The following is a 17945-nucleotide window of genomic DNA, read 5'->3' as shown; positions in this document are numbered from 1 at the left end:
TCATGTTACTTGAAATTTCCATTAAAAATTTTGCCATTATTGAGGAAATTTCCCTTCATTTTGAGCAGGGAATGACCGTTCTTACAGGAGAAACAGGGGCTGGGAAATCAATTATTATTGATGCCATGAATATGATGTTGGGGAGCAGAGCGACCACTGACGTCATTCGACATGGGATGCAAAAGGCTGAGATTGAAGGCTTGTTTTCAATTGAGCAAAATCTGCACCTGCGGGAGCTCTTGGAAGAACAGGGCCTAGAAGTCTCAGATGAGCTGATTATTCGCCGTGAGATTCTGCAAAATGGGCGTAGTGTCAGCCGCCTCAATGGTCAGTTGGTTAATTTGTCTGTGTTAAAAGCTGTCGGTCAACATTTGGTCGATATTCATGGGCAACATGATCAGGAAGAGCTGATGCGACCGCAGCATCATATCGCCATGTTAGATGAGTTTGGAGACGATTCTTTTGGTCGCTTAAAAGTAGCCTACAAGGCAGCTTTTGAAGCCTATAAAGCCCTGCGTAAGCAAGTCTTAACCATTCAGAAAAATCAAGAAGAAAATAAGGCGCGTATCGAGATGCTGGAGTACCAAATGGCTGAGATTGAGGCGGCAGATTTGAAAGCAGGCGAGGACAAGGAGCTACATCAAGAACGAGAGCGCCTGCTCAATCACAAGCAGATTGCCGATACCTTGACCAATGCCTACGCTATGCTTGATAATGAAGACTTTTCTAGTCTAGGAAATGTCCGCTCAGCCATGCATGATTTGGAATCAATTGAAGAATTTGATCCGAGCTACAAGGATTTGGCATCTAGTCTTTCTGAGACCTACTATGTTTTAGAAGATGTGACCAAACGTCTTGAGGGGATTATTGATGGGCTTGATTTTGACGGTAATCGACTGTTGCAAGTAGAAAGTCGACTGGACTTGATTTATAGTATCACCCGAAAATACGGTGGCGCAGTTGATGATGTCTTGGATTATCTGGACCAAATCACTAAGGAATATCATCTCTTGACAGGCTCAGATATTTCGTCTGACAATCTTGAGATAGAACTAAAACATCGTGAAAAAGACCTGGTGCGCTTGGCAGGTGAATTGTCAACTGCTCGTCATCAGTTGGCAGAAGGCTTGGAGCAAGAAATCAAGCAGGAATTAAAAGACCTGTACATGGAAAAGGCTGATTTTCAGGTCCGCTTTAGCAAGGCCAAGTTCGGTCGTGAAGGAAATGAACAGGTGGAATTTTACATTTCAACCAACCCGGGTGAGAATTTCAAGCCTCTGGTCAAGGTAGCAAGTGGGGGAGAATTATCCCGCCTAATGCTCGCCATTAAGTCTGCATTTTCTCGCAAGGAAGGTAAGACCAGTATCGTCTTTGACGAGGTAGACACTGGAGTTTCTGGTCGTGTGGCGCAAGCTATAGCTCAGAAGATTTACAAAATTGGTTCTAACGGGCAGGTTTTAGCCATTTCTCATCTGCCGCAGGTGATTGCGGTTGCAGATTACCAGTTCTTCATTGAAAAAGTAAGCGATGATCACTCTACTGTTTCTCGTGTTCGACTCTTGACAACTGAGGAGCGAATTGAAGAAGTTGCGAAAATGTTAGCTGGGGAAAATGTGACAGAAGCAGCATTGACACAGGCTAGGGAATTATTAAAGAAGAAATGAGAAAGAAGATGTCCAATTACTTTGTCATCGGAGATGTCCATGGAAAGGCAGGCATGCTTGAAACGCTTCTCGAACATTGGAATGAAGAAGAACAGCTGATTTTTCTAGGTGATTTGATTGACCGTGGTGAAAATGGTCGCGCTGTTTTGGAACGGGTCAAAGATTTGGTAGAGCAAAAACAGGCTATTTGCTTATCTGGTAATCACGAATACATGTTTCTAGCCTGGCTAGACGACCCAGAAGCTCGATATGACCATTACAGACGAAATGGTGGCGATACAACGATTAACTCGATTTTGGGACGTCCCTTGAATGCTCCTGTGGACGGGATTCGTGATGCCAAACGAGTGCTGGCAGAAGCAGGCGACTTGGTTGCCTTTATCCGTCAAATGCCCTTTCATGTGGAGACAGAACAGTTGATTTTTGTCCATGCAGGGCTTGATTTAACTTTGAACAATTGGCAAGATACGACCGATTATCAAAAGGTTTGGCTGCGGTCACCTTTTCACGAAGCAGAAAATAAGACAGGAAAAGGCATTGTTTTTGGGCATACCCCTACGACCTATCTGACAGGAGAACCTATGGGAAGCTCAAAACTATGGCAGACAGCTGATGGGAAAATTGGCATGGACGGCGGTGCTGTTTACGGCGGTGTCTTACATGGTATTCGCTTTACAAATGGCGAAATCACAGCGCACTATGCGATTCCAAATGACGGTTTTATTGCTAGTGACGACTAAGAATGGATCGTTTAGACGAAAAGAATGTTCCACTAGGAGCATTTTTTTCTACCTCTTTCCGATAGATGAAAATGGAAAAATTTGGTATAATTGAAGGAATAAATGTGAAGGAATAGGAAGAGATATGAGTACGATAAAAATTGTTACAGATTCTAGTACAACGATTGAACCCTCACTCGTTGAAGAGCTAGGTATTACAGTGGTTCCCTTATCCGTTATGGTAGATGGGGTGGTCTATTCTGATAGTGATTTGAGAGAAGGGCAATTCCTGCAATTGATGCGGAATAGTAAAAAGTTGCCCAAAACCAGTCAGCCTCCGGTGGGATTATTTGCCGAAACCTTTGCCAATCTAGCCGCAGACGGTAGCCAAATTATCGCCATTCTCTTATCGCACGCCTTGTCAGGGACAGTTGAAGCAGCTCGTCAAGGAGCGACCTTGTCAGGAGTGGATGTGACCATTATTGATTCTAGTTTTACCGATCAGGCAGCGAAATTTCAAGTGGTTACTGCGGCTCGCCTTACCCAAGCTGGCGCAAGTAAGGAAGAAATCTTGGCGGCTATTGAAGACGTTCAGCAAAAGACAGAACTCTACATTGGAATTTCAACTTTAGAAAATCTAGTCAAGGGTGGCCGTATCGGTCGGGTGACAGGCTTACTCAGCTCGCTTCTGAATATCCGTGTAATTATGGAGATGACAGGCCATCAATTACATCCGATAACGAAAGGCCGTGGAGCTAAGACCTTTAAAAAATGGCTAGATGAATTTGCTGCAGGTTTAGTAGATAAAGAGGTGGCAGAAATTGGTATTTCCTATGCAGGGGCGCCTGATTTTGCTCAGGAAATGAAGGCAGCCTTACAGCCTTTTGTGGCAGAAGACATTTCTGTCTTGGAAACAGGATCCATTATTCAAACTCATACAGGAGAAGATGCCTGGGCCGTTCTAGTACGCTATGAATAGTCGAACATATTTACATCACTTATTATTCTTTTTTCTCAGCTTGCTGGGATTTCTATTTTTCTTTCAATTCCTGATTCCAACAGCCCAACCCCGTCTGGAACAGAGTAAGAATGGGACAGGAGAAGTTAGAAAATTTTACTATGTCGCGCTGGGCGATTCACTGACCCAAGGGGTAGGGGATAAGACAGAACAAGGTGGCTTTGTCCCTCTTCTTGCCCAAGGAATTGGGAATCAATATGGCTATCAAGTGACCTATGATAATTACGGGGTTTCTGGCAATACCAGTCAGCAGATTTTAAAGCGAATGGATGAGGCGGAAATTGTAACTAGCCTGAAAAAAGCTGACCTGATGACCTTAACAGTTGGGGGAAATGATCTTCGCTATACTATTTTGGACAATATTACCAGCCTTAATCTCTCCGTTTTTGATGAGCCTGCCCAAGCTTACAGCCAACGCTTGCTGAAGATTATTGATAAGGCACGGGCGGACAATCCTCATTTACCGATTTATGTTATTGGGATTTATAATCCTTTTTATCTCAATTTTCCTGAATTGACGGAAATGCAGACGGTGGTGGACAACTGGAATCAAGTGACAGCTTCTGCCATAGAGCAGGTAGACGGTGTCTACTTTGTGTCGATTAACGATTTGCTCTATAAGGGATTGGACGGAGAAGCAGGCATCAGCCAGTCAAACAGCACCCCGAGCAAGGTAGCGAATAATTTGCTGGCTGAAGAAGACAGTTTTCATCCCAACAATACAGGCTATGAAATCATAAACAAGGCAGTTATGGAGGCGATTCGTGAAACCAAAAAAGAATGGAACAATCAATAAATGGAAATGGGCTTTTCTAGCCTTGATTGCTGCTTTAGTGGCACTCAGTTTAGTTCTAGTGGAGCGAGTAACGACGAACCGTGAGGACATGACATCACTTGTTGCCTCAAATAATGCAAGAAGCGATGAACAACTAGGAACCTTTACGACCACTAAGGAACAATTAAATACGATGCTTGCGACTTATTTGAAAGACTACCAAACAGATACCTTTTCTTATAAGGTGACGGCAACCAATCAGTTTCTCCTATTTGAGGGAAGGTACAAGATTTGGGGGCTAGATATTCCTCTTTATGTTTATTTCCAACCCAACAAATTAAAAGACGGCAGTGTCTTGTTGACGGTATCAGAAATTTCAGCAGGTACCTTGTCTCTCCCTAAGGAAGAAATTTTGTCTTATATCAAGAAGCAGTCGCAGTTGCCAGCATTTGTAACGATTGATGCTTCAAAGGCTACCGTGACGATTCAGCTCACTGAAATTGAGAATGAGCAAAAGATTTACGTCAAGGCTAATACCATTGATTTGTACAATAATCAGCTCATTTTCGATATTTACAGAAAAAGCTAATAAATCGTACTAAAAGCTTGACCAAATGGATAAAATTAGGTACTATATTAGGGTGAGTAGTAACTCAGAAAATTAATTGGAGGATTTAGCAAAATGGCTAATAAACAAGATTTGATTGCAAAAGTTGCAGAAGCAACTTCATTGACTAAGAAAGATTCAGCAGCAGCAGTTGATGCAGTATTTGCAGCAGTAGCTGACTACCTTGCAGCTGGTGAAAAAGTTCAATTGATTGGTTTTGGTAACTTTGAAGTTCGTGAGCGTGCAGCACGTAAAGGTCGCAACCCACAAACTGGTAAAGAAATTACAATCGCAGCTTCTAAAGTTCCAGCATTCAAAGCTGGTAAAGCTCTTAAAGACGCTGTTAAATAAGCTTGACTTAAAAAGCCTACTGTATCAACGTTTCTGCGTTGTGCAGGGGGCTTTTTTGTGTCTGAGGGGCAAGCAAGGGGCAAAGCATTTTTCAAGTATGAGGATAACAAAGAGCACTCGCTGAATATCAACGAGTGCTCTTTGTTATTTGTCTGTATCTTCATCGATTGTTGCTTTTTGTAGCAATAGATTATAGTTGTCTTCGTCTTCTTGGTTGTCACGCACAACTTTTGAAATGGTAAACGATGAGGAAATCAAGCCAACAAATCCCATGAGGTAGTAGCCTTTTACCATGAGTGGCTCTTTCAAGGTGTACAAACCGATTAGAATCAAGGTCGCGAAGAAGGCAAATGAAGCCTGAGCCATGAGGGTGAAGGCAGGTGTGTTACGATAGATTTTCTTTTTCACTTTGTTCATAAGAGTTCCCTTAAATTTTATACTATTATACCATGGCAAGAATCAAAAAAATAATTGTAGAATAGGGAATACTTGTGACAGCTAAAAAAGGCTAGCTCTATCAAAGTATTGTCCGTTTTCCTTTTTATATTAATTGGGATAGTGTCTGAAGTTGGATTAGGATTGTGATATAATAGAAAAAATAGAGAGGAGATAGAGATGATTCGACCAGCAACTGTAGCAGATATTCCAGCTTTAAATGATCTATTACAAGAAATTTTGAGCGTTCACCATGAGGTGCGACCAGATTTATTTAAGGCTAGGGGACAAAAATTTTCCGTTCTGGAATTGGAAGAATTGCTCCATAATCCCTGCAAGCCGATTTTTGTCTATGAACTAGAGGGACAGGTTGTCGGTCACTTATTCTGTGAATTAGTGGAAGAGGAACATGCTGTTTTACAAAAAGTAAAGACCTTATTTATCGATGATTTGTGTGTCAAGGAAGCTCTCAGAGGACAGTCTATCGGGCAGCAATTATATGCCTACGCTCTTGAATTTGCCAAGGAAAAGGGCTGCTACAATGTGAGCCTTGATGTCTGGAATGCTAACCAAGAAGCGCTTGCTTTTTATCAGCGCCTAGGCATGACTCCGCAGAAATTACGGATGGAACGTATTTTATAGGGCTATGATTACGAGAGAAAAAGAGAGTAGCTCGTCCCTTACAGATTGAAGAAAAAGTCTATTTTGATCCATTTTCTTCAATCTTTTTCTTTGTCTTTTCAATCAAAAAACTCTTAGAAAAGACATTATAGAGTGAGGCAATCCAAGTGGTTGCTTTCTAACGAGTTTCTAAATAGAAAGGCGAGTTAGCCTTTAATGGGCTATTTTTCAGGTTTGGTGTCCCTCTTTTCTGCTTCTTTTCGGAGGCTTGCTAGAATCGATTGGGCGTTTTCTAAATTGGTGTGCGGTGCTTGGCGCAGGAGAAGTGCGACCTGATCGATTTCCTGCTCACGAGCGCCTGCTAGCATAGCAAGAGACTTGGCATGGAGTTTCATGTGTCCTTGTTGGATTCCCGCAGTTACAAGGGCGCGGAGGGCCGCAAAGTTCTGGCAGAGCCCGACAGATACGATAATGCCTGCCAGTGTTCTGGCCTGGGGTTGACCCAGTATATCAAAGGCAACTTGAACCTTGGGATTGAGACCGATTGACCCGCCAACAGTTGCAATTGGAAGGGGCAGAGTCAGTTGTCCGACCAAGTCATTGTCAACGATTTCCCAAGTGGATAGACCTCGGTAGTGACCGTCCTGACTGGCATAGGCATGAGCCCCTGCTTCAATGGCGCGCCAATCGTTCCCAGTAGCAAGCACAATGGCATCAATTCCATTGAAAATCCCCTTGTTGTGGGTCGCAGCACGGTAGGGGTCTACCTGAGCAAGCTGGCTAGCTCTTACAAGATTTTGTGCGGTTTCTAGGGCAATATGGGGCTCAACGTGGAGCTGTTTGATTGGAATGCGGCAGTTGGCCATTACGAGGGATTCTGTTGCGTAGTTGGAAAGAATTCCCATAAGCGCTTTGCCCTTTGTCAATTCAGCTAACTCATCCTTAATGGCTTCTAGCATATTGTTGAGAATGTTTGCTCCCATTGCTTCTTGGACATCGACATGGAGGTAGACGATGAGGAACTCTTCTTTTTGTTCGACCGTCAGATGACGTGCTCCGCCCCCTCTTTTGACAATCGACGGGTGTGCGTTATTGGCATGCGCAAGAAGGCCATCCTGTTGAGCGAGAATAGCAGTTTGAGCTACAAGCATATCAGGAACATCGTAGAGGGCTACCTGTCCAATCATGAGGCGCTCTGAAATCTGGCTGGTAAATCCGCCAGCCTTTGCAATAATTTTAGCACCGAAAGAGCATGCCGCAACCACAGAGGGTTCTTCTGTCACCATGGGAATGCTGTATTCCACGCCATTCACGACTAGTTGGGGAACAAGAGAGAAGGGCAAGGCAAAGGTTCCAAGGTGATTTTCAGCCATTTTTCCCGCAATGGCTTCGGGGATATTCTGATCGGCTAAGAGGATATCCTTGCTTTCTTGGGACAGCTGACGAGTTTCAGCTGTAATAGTGATTCGTTCTTCCCTTGTTTTTTTATAAAATCCTGAAAAAAGAGACATGTCAACTCCTTATAAAAAAGACACCTCTTGGCCCTGCCAAGAGGATGCCTTTTCCTCTAATTTTTACGGTAAATACGTTTGTGCTGGTCAACCTGTTGAAGGGCAAACGGACAATCGTCTGCTGGTAAATCAATTGCGTTACCCGCTTCATCCAATGCAATTTCTTCAAAGAAAATGGCTTCGTATTCTGCAACGCTGAGACGTTTGCGTTTTTTTAGCTGGTCAAGGCGATTTTCTTCTAGTTGCTTGTGGTAGTCTTCAACCAGTGTCCCGCTGAAAATTTCACAAACAGCCCCGCTACCGTAGCTATAAAAGAGGATAGAATCTCCAGCTTTTAAAGCTTGGCTATTTTCCAAAAGCGATAGAAGAGACAAGAAAATTGATCCTGTATAGATGTTTCCGACCACTTGATTATAGACAATTGCCTCATGGAAGCGCTCCGTCAGACGATTTAAAGTTGCATCATCATTCTGGCAGATTGCTTGCAAGCCTTTCAACCCTTGTTTTGAAAAAGGAATATGGAGGCACATAGCAGCAAAATCTGCTAGCTTCTTACCAGTTTTTGTGACATAGTAGTCAAAGGTAGTGGTCAAGCACTCAGTGTATTGTTCTGTTGAGAATTTGCCGTCTACTCGTGGATATTTGTCGTAATTAGGACGCCAGAAATCCATGATATCACGGGTCTGGCAGACATTGTCATTGTTGAGTACCATGATACGTGGGTTTGCAGAGACGAGCATGGCAACAGCTCCTGCTCCTTGAGTTGGCTCACCACCTGAAGCAATGCCGTACTTGGCAATATCGCTTGCAATGACGAGAACTTTTGAGTTAGGGAACTGGGCGATGTGACTTTTAGCAAGGCTAAGGCCAGCAGTTGCCCCGTAACAGGCTTCCTTTATTTCAATCGAACGAGCAAAGGGTTGAATGTCCAACAGCTGGTGAATAAAGACCGCGGCAGCTTTACTTTGGTCAATGCTTGATTCGGTCCCTACAATGATCATGTCAATGGCAGCCTTATCATCGTCTGATAAGATAGCTGCGGCAGCTTGTGCTCCCAAGGTCACAATGTCTTGGGTAACAGGAGCGACAGCCATTTCACTTTGGAGCAATCCAATTTTAAATTTATTAGGATCGATTTGTCGCGCAAGCGCTAGGTCAGCTAGGTCTAGGACATAGCTAGGCGCTGCAAAACCGATTTTATCAATACCAATATTCATAGTTTATCCTTTTTGTGCAGTTGAAATAATTAGGGAAATTCCTTGTCCTCCTCCGATACAAAGAGAACAAAGTCCCAAGTGGTTACCACGTTTTTGCAGTTCGTGGATGAGGCTGACGAGAATGCGACTACCACTGGCTCCGATTGGATGACCAAGGGCAAGTGCACCTCCGTTGACGTTTACCTTGTCAGCATCAATCTCTAATTCTTGAATGACAGGAATGGATTGGGCAGCAAAGGCTTCGTTAAGCTCGAATAAGTCAATGTCAGCGATTGTTTTGTTTGCTCTAGCCAGAGCTTTTTGACTAGCTGGAATAGGACCAAGTCCCATGTAATCAGGGTCTAATCCGCTGGTCGCATAACTTTCAATGTAGGCAAGAGGCGTTACACCAAGTTCTTGCGCCTTGTCATCAGACATTAAGACCATCATGGCACATCCATCATTGATACCAGAGGCATTAGCGGCTGTCACCGTTCCGTCTTTTTTGAAAGAAGGGCGTAAGGCAGCCAATTTTTCAAGCGGGCTAAGACGTGGGTATTCATCGACATCAAAGATGACCTCACCCTTGCGCGTTTGCAGATGAATCGGTACAATCTCGTCTTTAAACCGTCCTGCTTTAATCGCAGCAGCAGCCTTTTCTTGACTGGAGAGCGCAAAACGGTCTTGTGCTTCACGGCTAATGCCGTATTTTTCAGCGATATTTTCAGCGGTGATGCCCATATGTTCTTGGCTAAAGGCATCTGTCAGACCGTCCATTAGAAGAGAATCTTCCAATTGCAGGTGTCCGAGTTTACCGCCAAACCGACTTCCTTTTGACAGGTATGGCGCCTGACTCATGATTTCAATGCCACCTGCGACAACGATGTCATTGTCACCAAGCAAGATTGATTGGGCTGCTAGGAGGACGGATTTGAGTCCAGAACCGCAGACCTTGTTGACTGTGTAGGCAGAAACCGTCTCTGGTAGACCGGTTCTAATAGCGATTTGACGGGCGATATTTTGCCCATGTCCGCTACTTAAAACATTTCCAATAATGACTTCATCAATTTGTTCATAGGGGATATTCGCGCTAGTCAGGGTGGTCTGTAAAACTTGCGCCCCTAAATCTGCAATGTGAATATCCTTTAGACTGCCTCCAAAACTACCGATAGCAGAACGGTAGGCAGATACGATTGCGACTTTTTTCATGCGAACTCCTATACATCTATAGTCTTTCATTAGGTTTAGCAATGAAGTGAGCCGCGCTCACATTGCCATAAACCAGCAATGAAACAGCTATACAACCGTGAATGTGTCGTATTCAGCCTTACTATTATACCATTTTTTAAGTTAAATAATAGCAATAAATCTCAGTCTTAGGCCCGATTTTTCGGCCTATAAAAATGTAAGCGTAAACAGATTTGGATGGGGCTAGCTTTTTTTCTGCTTTTTGTGTAGAATAGAAAGGTAAGAGAGGAAAACCTCGAAAATAAAAGGAGAAACAAACAATGGTAAAATTAGTGTTTGCTCGCCACGGTGAGTCTGAATGGAACAAAGCCAACCTTTTCACAGGCTGGGCAGATGTTGACTTGTCTGAAAAAGGAACACAACAAGCAATCGACGCTGGTAAATTAATCAAAGAAGCTGGTATCGAATTTGACCAAGCCTACACTTCAGTCTTGAAACGTGCGATTAAAACAACAAACCTTGCTCTTGAAGCCGCAGACCAATTGTGGGTTCCAGTTGAAAAATCATGGCGTTTGAACGAGCGTCACTATGGTGGTTTGACTGGTAAAAATAAAGCAGAAGCAGCTGAGCAATTCGGTGATGAGCAAGTACATATCTGGCGTCGTTCTTACGATGTATTGCCTCCAAATATGGCAAAAGACGATGAGTATTCAGCACACACTGACCGTCGTTACGCTTTGCTTGACGATTCAGTTGTTCCAGATGCTGAAAACTTGAAAGTAACGCTTGAGCGTGCTCTTCCATTCTGGGAAGATAAAATTGCGCCAGCACTTAAGTCAGGTCAAAACGTATTTGTTGGAGCACACGGGAACTCAATCCGCGCTCTTGTGAAACACATCAAAGGCTTGTCAGACGATGAAATCATGGACGTGGAAATTCCAAACTTCCCACCACTTGTCTTTGAATTTGATGAAAAATTGAACGTAGTAGCTGAATACTACCTTGGAAAATAAAGTTTAAAACGGCTGGACTTGTGTCTAGCCGTTTATTCGTATGTATATTGGCTAGAATGGTCTTGTCTTAAACGAGTATCTTATTGAAACAATAGACAAAAATAATGCAATTTGTAAAATGGTATAATAAACGAGCAACAAAGTTGAGATGGTTGCTGGTAGCCTAGTCTTGAGGTGGTGCTCATGTATGTAAGTCACGAAATCCAACGGAAAGGAGTCGGCAGGACTTGTCAGTTTATGAGGCGCTATCCTTTATGATTGCTTTTGGTGATCTGATTGTAGCCAGTATAAACCGCAGGGACAAATAAAAACGTCCCACACTTTAGCTAATACACTAAATAAATCGAAAAAAGCAACGGCTACCGTCTTAAACGGTGTTACCTTGGGGATTATTAGCGAAGTTCTTTTGGATATTTATTATGGTTCTTTTTTTGAAATTGTTAAATTGAAATGATATGAATTTTATACCATTTATAGAAGAAAAAAAGGAGAATTTATGGTATAATACTGATGATCTAGTAGGAAAAGGAGTTTGAAATGGCAAGTAAAAGAATGTTGCATGCTTGTTTGCGTGTTGAGAACTTAGAAGCATCTCAGGAGTTTTATGAAAAGGCGTTTGGTTTTAAAGAAACACGCCGTAAGGATTATCCAGAGCACAAGTTTACCTTGGTGTATCTAGCGCTTCCCGGAGACGAATTTGAGATTGAATTGACTTATAACTATGATCACGGACCGTATGTGGTTGGAGACGGTTTTTCACATTTGGCGCTTTCTTCGGATGATTTAGAAGGAGATAATGCTAAACATAAGGCGTTAGGCTATCCAACGACTGATTTATCAGGTCTACCAGGTAATCCAGGACGTTATTACTTTGTAACAGATCCAGACGGTTATAGGGTGGAAGTTATTCGCGCGGATTAGAAAGTATGGGCAAGAATCGAATAGAATGGATGAGACTTGCCTTTTTTTATCGAAAAATGCATGATTGAGAAAAGAAAAGTATGAGGTGAAACATGAAAAAGAGGATTGTTCTCGTTGTCGTTAATGTAGTCCTAATAGGACTTGCTATTATTTTAGGAGTCAAAGCATTTGCCTATTTTCAAGATCAAAAGGTCGCGAATTTTATTGCTGAAAAGCAGAGCCGATTATTTGATCAGCAAGCTCAGGTAGTCCAAACAGGAAATATTGGATCGACGCATGTTGAAGCAGGGATTCCTAAGGATAAAAACGGTCAAGGAAATGCTGTTTTTAAGGAAAAAATAGAAGCTTACATTGGGGAGAAGGTTGGTACTGAAAAGCCGAGTGGCAAAACCAAGGAACTCTTTTTTGTATCACTTAAGGATGGTGTAACCAACTTTTCAGGTGTTCATGCCAAGCAAATTCAGTCAGAACGCTATCAAGTAAAGACTTTTTCGATGTCTTCTGGTGAAAAAGAAACAGGAGCTACCTTGTTAGTCACTCAAGATGGGCAACCTTTTACACTTGAGATGTTTGTGGCAGATAGTAGTGCTTTGAAAGCAGCATTTGGCACACAGTTGAAGGCTGATTTGGCGGCTAAGCAAGTGGCAGATGCAGATATTGAAAAAATTGTCGGTCAATTTGAAGCGAGAAATCTAACAGACTACCCATTTGTGTATGAACAAGGGCAGTTAAAGATTGACATGCTAGAAAAAGAGTTTCAGCTCAAGCAGATTGCGATTCCAATCGCTTCGATTTTTGGAATTGTAAAAGCGGAATATCTAGCGAGTGGCGATCAGGAAGCCTATGCGGCTTATCAGGCGGAAGAAGAGGCGAAGAAAAATCAGAAGAGAATTGCTCTTACTTTTGATGATGGCCCAAGTGCAGCTACTACTCCGCAGGTTCTTGACCTTCTCAAAAAATACAATGTCAAAGCGACTTTCTTTATTTTAGGGCAAAATGTTCCAGGTAATGAAGCAATCTTAAAACGCATTGTCGCAGAAGGACACGAAGTGGCTAGCCATACTTGGGATCATGCCAACCTTGTTACCTTGTCAGCTGACCAAGTCAAACAAGAAATTGATAAAACACAAGAGGTTATTAAAAATGTGACCGGACAAGCCCCAACCATGATGCGACCACCATATGGCTCGGTTAATCAGTCCGTCATGTCCGTCATGCAGTTGCCAGTGATTTACTGGTCTGTCGATTCAAAAGACTGGCAAAGTCGCAATCCTGCAGCTATCTTGAACGAAGTCAAGACTTGCACCTACCCAGGTAGTATCATTTTGATGCACGATATTCATCAGCCAACGGTTGATTCTCTAACATCTGTCCTAGATTATCTCTTGGGACAAGGCTATCAGCCTGTCACCGTGAGTGATTTGCTCGGGAAAAATCTGGACCCACAATTGATTTACTATGATCATCAGTCAGCACGACCTGCACAATAAAAACATACTAAGATTAGTAGTGAGAAAATCTCCGACGGGAGATAGTACTCACTACTTTTTCTTTATGTTAAAGTAGAGGTGTCTTGTGAAGTCGTAGGGCTTTTTGACGCTAGACGTCGCATCAAAAACTGGCAAGACACCTGTTTTAGAGAGAATGTTATCAAAGTATGTGGGACGCTAGACGTCGAGTATTGAAAATGACATCACTAAAACAAGGAACCAAACAAGACAAAGAGGTAATATCATGCGTACAGTATTTGGGATTGATGTGAGTAAAACAAGTTCAGAAGTGGCAATTCTAGTCAACGGTGAGAAGGTTCATGGCTATACCATGCCTAGTGATGCCATCGGCTTTAATCGGTTGTTGGACGATTTGAAAACTGTCCACACCCCTGAGATTGTCTTTGAAGCGACAGGTGTCTATTCTCGTTGTCTTCAGGCTTTTCTTGAGGAAAATGGCTACGCCTATACTCGACTCAATCCGCTGGAAGCTAAGAAGCAACTGGACAGCCTACGTGTCCGTAAAACCGACAAAATTGACGCTGAAAAGTTAGCACAGTCTCAGTTTGTACTGAATCGAAAACCAACCTATATACAACAAGAAATCTATCAACATCTACGTGATTTAAGTCGCTTTTACCAGAATCTGACAGAAGATATTGTCCGTACAAAGAACCGTTTACACAAGGTATTGCAGGTCACTTTTCCAGAGTTAGAAAGCCTCTTATCAACACCAAGCGGTCAACAGTACTGGAACTTGGTGATCGCTTTTCCATGTAAAGAATTTGTCTTAGATCGAACGAACAGTGAGTTAAGGCATAGTATCTGTCAGTCGACTTCAAAACGTATCTCTGACAAGCGTGTCGCTTCCCTAACTGACAAACTTACTGAACTCGCTAAACAGTCCTACTGTGCGGTCAAAAAATCCTCTCCAATGATGGAAGAGGTCCGTTACTATGCACAAGAACTGTTCAGGCTATCTAATCGGAGACAAACGGTTTTGGATGAAATGGTCTCATTCGCTCAGCCATTGCCAGAATATGAGATCCTTCTCTCTATTCCTGGAATAGCGGAAACCACAGCGACAAGTATCATTGGCGAGCTTGGGGACATTCGCCGTTTTCAGTCTGCCAATCAAATCAACGCTTTTATTGGTATTGACCTGAGACATTATGAATCTGGGAACTTCCTTGCCAAGGAACACATCACCAAACGTGGCAATCCTTACGCAAGAAAGATTCTATTCAAGTGCATCCACAACATCGCTGCAGCTAGTCACACTAATCCCTGTCATATCGCAGACTTTTATGAGAAACGAAAAAGACAATCGCAGATGACTTCAACTAAGTCACATACGATTGCCTCTATACATCGCCTCATCAGGACAATGTATTACCTCATAACGCATAACAAACTTTACGATTATACTTCAACCCAAAATCAGTAAAGTCGTCTATGCCATACTATTCTAACACCTTATTTTTAAAAAGACTAGATAAGGTGTGCCTTTTGTGTGCACTTTTATCGCTCCTTAGCACAGAAAAAGAGGACAATAACCGACATTTAGCGACTGTCCTCAAAATATTTTCGCTTTAAAGCCTTGGTATACTTGACAAATGGTAGAAAAGAAGCCTATTTACAACGGAGCTTCCTTTTTGCTATAATTATTGATGTAAAGGAGGGATTCATGAAAAAGCTACTACAGCTGATGAGTGGCGTAGTTGTCCTCTTAGTGTTCATCTATGGTTTTCAGCTATTGTCGCAGTTTGAAGAAGATAGGCTCTATAATTTCTGTAGTGGGTAACTCCACTATGGAGATTATAGAGCTTTTTGAGTATCAAAAAAGTCCCATAAGACTTATAATGAAAAGCGACCAAACCCTCATTAGAAAGACTCTTATGGAACACCTCAATAATACCACATTACTCATCGGAATGAAAGATAAAAATATCACCTTGAATCATGCCATTCAACACGAGACCCATATCGAACTCATCGCTACACTTGATTATCACCCTCCCAAATGTAAATACTGCAAGGCGAAACAAATCAAATACGACTTCCAAAAACCTTCTAAAATCCCCTTCATTGAAATCGGTGGTTTCCCTAGTCTTATTCGCTTGAAAAAGAGACGGTTTCAATGTAAGTCCTGTCGTAAAGTGACTGTCTCTGAAACTAGTCTCGTTAAGAAAAACTGCCAAATCTCTGAACTAGTCTGGAAAAAGATTGCTCAACTATTACTCAATAGAGAAGCGCTATCTCACATCGCTTCTAAGCTCGCTATCTCCATCTCCACAGCCTATCGAAAACTCAAGCAATTCCAGTTCAAGGAGGACTATTCTTCTCTACCTGAAATTTTATCTTGGGACGAATTCTCCTATCAGAAGGGAAAACTAGCCTTTATTGCTCAAGATTTCAATACAAGGAAAATCATAACAATTCTCGATAATCGAAGACAAACGACCATCCGAAACCATTTCTTCAAGTATTCTAAAGAAGCTAGAAACAAGGTAAAAGTCGTTACGGTTGATATGTCTGGAAGTTATATTCCTCTCATTAAGAGCTTATTCCCAAAAGCTAAAATTGTTCTGGATCGTTTTCATATCGTTCAGCACATGAGTAGGGCTTTGAACCAAACGCGTATCCAACTCATGAACCAATATGATAAAAAATCTATTGAGTATCGTGCCCTCAAATACTACTGGAAACTAATTCAAAAAGATAGCCGAAAACTCTCTCTAAATGTTTTCTATTCCCGAACCTTTAGAGAAACCTTATCTCCTAGAGAATGTCTCCAGAAGTTGTTCAAACGGGTCCCTGAGTTAAAAGGCTATTACGACCTTTATCAGTTATTACTTTTTCACCTCCAAGAGAAGAATTCCGAGCATTTCTTTAACTTAATTCACGATGCCTTACCGCATCTCAATCACACCTTCAAGGTAGCTTTGAACACTTTCAGACGCTATCAGGAATATATCACCAATGCCATCGAACTTCCTTATTCTAATGCCAAGCTAGAAGCCACTAACAAACTCATCAAAGACATCAAGCGCAATGCATTCGGCTATCGGAACTTTGACAATTTCAAAAAACGCATCTACCTCGCTTTGAACATCGAAAAAGAGAAGACGAATTTCGTCTCCTCTCGTATGTAGCTATAAGTCACCCACTACAGTTGACAAAGAGCCAGAAGATATTAGCATATCTTCACGAGAGGTAAAAAAACAGCGACTCTTCCATCAAAATCCAGATGTGTATGCTTGGTTAAAGGTGGATGGTACGAAGATTGATTATCCTGTTGTCCAACACCCAAGGGATGATTCGTATTATTTATCTCATGATGTAAATGGGGCAGAGACTTATTATGGGGCTATCTTCACAGAATTAGTCAATACCAAGACCTTCAACGATGCTATCACCATCATCTATGGTCATGCGATGACGGATGGCACGATGTTTGGTTCGTTACAGGATTTATCAGACCCGTCATTTTTTAACGAACATAGAATGGTGACCATTTATACGGTCGATAAGGAGTATCACTATGAGATACTAGCAGCCCACAGCTATACAAATGACCATCTTTTCTCTACCTTTGAATTAGGGACTCAAACAGGTATTCATCACTATCTAGCTACTTTAGAAGAGCGAGCTCTGGCAAATGGTGGGGCTTACCGCCCCTTGCCAATTGAAAAAGACAAGGACAGGTTTTTAATACTTTCGACATGTGATGCTCTAGATGACAACCAGCGTTATGTGGTTACTGCTCGTTTAACAGATGTGAAAGAAAGGAAGAATGAATGATTAAAAAGTCGACTCTTTCCAAGTTTTGGAGACTAGCTCTTGGCTTATTGCTAGTTGGAGTGGGCCAACGTCTCCTACTGACGGGTGTGATTTCACCTTGGGCGACAGATACGACCCTATCTATCGTACTCCCCTTAGTGAGCCTTGCTTTTTGTGCAGTAGGACTATTCCTCTTTATTCCTATTGGCATTTGGTTTTATAAGGGCTACCAGTCTGACAAGCGCCTGTATCCTGTTTGTTTCAGTTATATAATAAGCACTCTCTTGTGTGGCCTCATCATTGGGGGAGTAGGACAAGTCCTCTATGATTATACCCCATTTTCCTACAGCAGTGTGAAAACGGGTATTTGGTTCTTTACCACTATTATACAAACGAATCTTAAAGTAATCTTAATCTATAGCCTTGCCCAGATTTATCGAGACTTACCGCTAAAAGAAGACTGGAGACAGATGATTCCACCACTTCTAATCGCAACTTGTTGTACTATGGTGGCCCTCGTCTTATCCTTATGGCTCCCCATTGTTGGGGGTGTACTGGTATCTGTCGTTGATTCCATCATCCTCATGGCAACGCTTTATTATTTTATGTATCGTGTCCGTTGAATGTTTGGGGACACGCCCGTATCATCTGTA

Annotated in this window: 19 protein-coding genes; 15 read left to right on the top strand and 4 right to left on the bottom strand. The window is 42.3% G+C overall.

Annotation, left to right across the window (positions count from 1 at the left end):
* Positions 1-2: 2 nt before the first annotated feature.
* From recN to CHF41_RS09260, 6 genes are all read left to right on the top strand, one after another.
* Complete coding sequence (recN, locus tag CHF41_RS09285) at positions 3-1664, top strand: DNA repair protein RecN (protein WP_119877009.1); 1662 nt, start codon at positions 3-5, stop codon at positions 1662-1664.
* Positions 1665-1672: 8 nt separating this feature from the next.
* A complete protein-coding gene (locus CHF41_RS09280) occupies positions 1673-2404 on the top strand; it encodes a metallophosphoesterase (RefSeq protein ID WP_119877008.1) in 732 nt (243 codons plus the stop codon).
* 124 nt (positions 2405-2528) lie between these two features.
* Positions 2529-3362, top strand: coding sequence for a DegV family protein (locus tag CHF41_RS09275; protein ID WP_119877007.1), 834 nt, complete (start codon positions 2529-2531; stop codon positions 3360-3362).
* A complete protein-coding gene (locus CHF41_RS09270; RefSeq protein ID WP_119877006.1) occupies positions 3355-4197 on the top strand; it encodes an SGNH/GDSL hydrolase family protein in 843 nt (280 codons plus the stop codon). The genes CHF41_RS09275 and CHF41_RS09270 overlap by 8 nt, the downstream gene beginning before the upstream one ends.
* Positions 4166-4765 carry a YpmS family protein gene (locus CHF41_RS09265; RefSeq protein WP_119877005.1) on the top strand — a complete coding sequence of 200 codons (600 nt, stop codon included), beginning with the start codon at positions 4166-4168 and terminating at the stop codon, positions 4763-4765. Before CHF41_RS09270 ends, CHF41_RS09265 begins: the two co-directional genes overlap by 32 nt.
* A 93-nt stretch (positions 4766-4858) precedes the next feature.
* Positions 4859-5134 carry an HU family DNA-binding protein gene (locus CHF41_RS09260; RefSeq protein ID WP_067086181.1) on the top strand — a complete coding sequence of 92 codons (276 nt, stop codon included), beginning with the start codon at positions 4859-4861 and terminating at the stop codon, positions 5132-5134.
* Between the two features lie 144 nt (positions 5135-5278).
* On the opposite strand, the gene CHF41_RS09255 is transcribed toward CHF41_RS09260, so the two are convergent.
* The gene (locus tag CHF41_RS09255) at positions 5279-5551 is read right to left on the bottom strand and encodes a YiaA/YiaB family inner membrane protein (RefSeq protein WP_119877004.1); all 273 of its coding nucleotides are present in this window, start codon (positions 5549-5551) and stop codon (positions 5279-5281) included.
* A gap of 198 nt (positions 5552-5749) precedes the next feature.
* Between CHF41_RS09255 and CHF41_RS09250 the strand changes: the two genes are divergently transcribed.
* Positions 5750-6211, top strand: coding sequence for a GNAT family N-acetyltransferase (locus tag CHF41_RS09250; RefSeq protein ID WP_119877003.1), 462 nt, complete (start codon positions 5750-5752; stop codon positions 6209-6211).
* 200 nt (positions 6212-6411) lie between these two features.
* On the opposite strand, the gene CHF41_RS09245 is transcribed toward CHF41_RS09250, so the two are convergent.
* The 3 genes from CHF41_RS09245 to CHF41_RS09235 are packed head-to-tail and all read right to left on the bottom strand — an operon-like array spanning position 6412 to position 10106.
* Positions 6412-7701 (bottom strand): hydroxymethylglutaryl-CoA reductase, degradative, encoded by a 1290-nt coding sequence (locus CHF41_RS09245; protein ID WP_119877002.1) that lies wholly within the window; start codon positions 7699-7701, stop codon positions 6412-6414.
* Positions 7702-7757: 56 nt separating this feature from the next.
* On the bottom strand, positions 7758-8918 hold the full coding sequence (locus CHF41_RS09240) for a hydroxymethylglutaryl-CoA synthase (RefSeq protein ID WP_119877001.1): 1161 nt from the start codon (positions 8916-8918) through the stop codon (positions 7758-7760).
* Between the two features lie 3 nt (positions 8919-8921).
* On the bottom strand, positions 8922-10106 hold the full coding sequence (locus tag CHF41_RS09235; RefSeq protein ID WP_119877000.1) for an acetyl-CoA C-acetyltransferase: 1185 nt from the start codon (positions 10104-10106) through the stop codon (positions 8922-8924).
* A gap of 299 nt (positions 10107-10405) precedes the next feature.
* Between CHF41_RS09235 and CHF41_RS09230 the strand changes: the two genes are divergently transcribed.
* The 8 genes from CHF41_RS09230 to CHF41_RS09200 all read left to right on the top strand — a co-directional run bounded on the left by CHF41_RS09230 (position 10406) and on the right by CHF41_RS09200 (position 17915).
* Positions 10406-11098, top strand: a complete 693-nt coding sequence (locus CHF41_RS09230) for a phosphoglycerate mutase (RefSeq protein WP_119876999.1) — start codon at positions 10406-10408, stop codon at positions 11096-11098.
* 227 nt (positions 11099-11325) lie between these two features.
* Positions 11326-11406 (top strand): putative holin-like toxin, encoded by an 81-nt coding sequence (locus CHF41_RS10335; RefSeq protein WP_420852862.1) that lies wholly within the window; start codon positions 11326-11328, stop codon positions 11404-11406.
* A gap of 229 nt (positions 11407-11635) precedes the next feature.
* Positions 11636-12019 (top strand): lactoylglutathione lyase, encoded by a 384-nt coding sequence (gene gloA / locus CHF41_RS09225; protein ID WP_119876998.1) that lies wholly within the window; start codon positions 11636-11638, stop codon positions 12017-12019.
* Positions 12020-12111: 92 nt separating this feature from the next.
* On the top strand, positions 12112-13509 hold the full coding sequence (locus CHF41_RS09220) for a polysaccharide deacetylase family protein (RefSeq protein ID WP_119876997.1): 1398 nt from the start codon (positions 12112-12114) through the stop codon (positions 13507-13509).
* A 244-nt stretch (positions 13510-13753) separates the two neighbouring features.
* On the top strand, positions 13754-14956 hold the full coding sequence (locus CHF41_RS09215; RefSeq protein WP_119876996.1) for an IS110 family RNA-guided transposase: 1203 nt from the start codon (positions 13754-13756) through the stop codon (positions 14954-14956).
* Between the two features lie 451 nt (positions 14957-15407).
* Positions 15408-16664: an ISL3 family transposase gene (locus CHF41_RS09210; RefSeq protein WP_119875513.1), complete on the top strand. Its 1257-nt coding sequence runs from the start codon at positions 15408-15410 to the stop codon at positions 16662-16664.
* Complete coding sequence (gene srtB / locus CHF41_RS09205; protein ID WP_119876995.1) at positions 16642-17313, top strand: class B sortase; 672 nt, start codon at positions 16642-16644, stop codon at positions 17311-17313. Before CHF41_RS09210 ends, srtB begins: the two co-directional genes overlap by 23 nt.
* On the top strand, positions 17310-17915 hold the full coding sequence (locus CHF41_RS09200) for a hypothetical protein (RefSeq protein ID WP_119876994.1): 606 nt from the start codon (positions 17310-17312) through the stop codon (positions 17913-17915). The genes srtB and CHF41_RS09200 overlap by 4 nt, the downstream gene beginning before the upstream one ends.
* Positions 17916-17945: the final 30 nt, after the last annotated feature.

The organism is Streptococcus respiraculi, from assembly GCF_003595525.1.
Taxonomy (GTDB): domain Bacteria; phylum Bacillota; class Bacilli; order Lactobacillales; family Streptococcaceae; genus Streptococcus; species Streptococcus respiraculi.
This window is presented reverse-complemented; position numbering and strand designations above follow the sequence as displayed.

What these genes read in the sequence shown, in the direction of transcription:
- recN (WP_119877009.1), top strand. Translation starts at nt 3, where the DNA reads ATGTTACTTGAAATTTCCATTAAAAATTTTGCCATTATTGAGGAAATT.
- CHF41_RS09280 (WP_119877008.1), top strand. Translation starts at nt 1,673, where the DNA reads ATGTCCAATTACTTTGTCATCGGAGATGTCCATGGAAAGGCAGGCATG.
- CHF41_RS09275 (WP_119877007.1), top strand. Translation starts at nt 2,529, where the DNA reads ATGAGTACGATAAAAATTGTTACAGATTCTAGTACAACGATTGAACCC.
- CHF41_RS09270 (WP_119877006.1), top strand. Translation starts at nt 3,355, where the DNA reads ATGAATAGTCGAACATATTTACATCACTTATTATTCTTTTTTCTCAGC.
- CHF41_RS09260 (WP_067086181.1), top strand. Translation starts at nt 4,859, where the DNA reads ATGGCTAATAAACAAGATTTGATTGCAAAAGTTGCAGAAGCAACTTCA.
- CHF41_RS09255 (WP_119877004.1), bottom strand. Translation starts at nt 5,551, where the DNA reads ATGAACAAAGTGAAAAAGAAAATCTATCGTAACACACCTGCCTTCACC.
- CHF41_RS09250 (WP_119877003.1), top strand. Translation starts at nt 5,750, where the DNA reads ATGATTCGACCAGCAACTGTAGCAGATATTCCAGCTTTAAATGATCTA.
- CHF41_RS09245 (WP_119877002.1), bottom strand. Translation starts at nt 7,701, where the DNA reads ATGTCTCTTTTTTCAGGATTTTATAAAAAAACAAGGGAAGAACGAATC.
- CHF41_RS09240 (WP_119877001.1), bottom strand. Translation starts at nt 8,918, where the DNA reads ATGAATATTGGTATTGATAAAATCGGTTTTGCAGCGCCTAGCTATGTC.
- CHF41_RS09235 (WP_119877000.1), bottom strand. Translation starts at nt 10,106, where the DNA reads ATGAAAAAAGTCGCAATCGTATCTGCCTACCGTTCTGCTATCGGTAGT.
- CHF41_RS09230 (WP_119876999.1), top strand. Translation starts at nt 10,406, where the DNA reads ATGGTAAAATTAGTGTTTGCTCGCCACGGTGAGTCTGAATGGAACAAA.
- gloA (WP_119876998.1), top strand. Translation starts at nt 11,636, where the DNA reads ATGGCAAGTAAAAGAATGTTGCATGCTTGTTTGCGTGTTGAGAACTTA.
- CHF41_RS09220 (WP_119876997.1), top strand. Translation starts at nt 12,112, where the DNA reads ATGAAAAAGAGGATTGTTCTCGTTGTCGTTAATGTAGTCCTAATAGGA.
- CHF41_RS09215 (WP_119876996.1), top strand. Translation starts at nt 13,754, where the DNA reads ATGCGTACAGTATTTGGGATTGATGTGAGTAAAACAAGTTCAGAAGTG.
- CHF41_RS09210 (WP_119875513.1), top strand. Translation starts at nt 15,408, where the DNA reads ATGGAACACCTCAATAATACCACATTACTCATCGGAATGAAAGATAAA.
- CHF41_RS09200 (WP_119876994.1), top strand. Translation starts at nt 17,310, where the DNA reads ATGATTAAAAAGTCGACTCTTTCCAAGTTTTGGAGACTAGCTCTTGGC.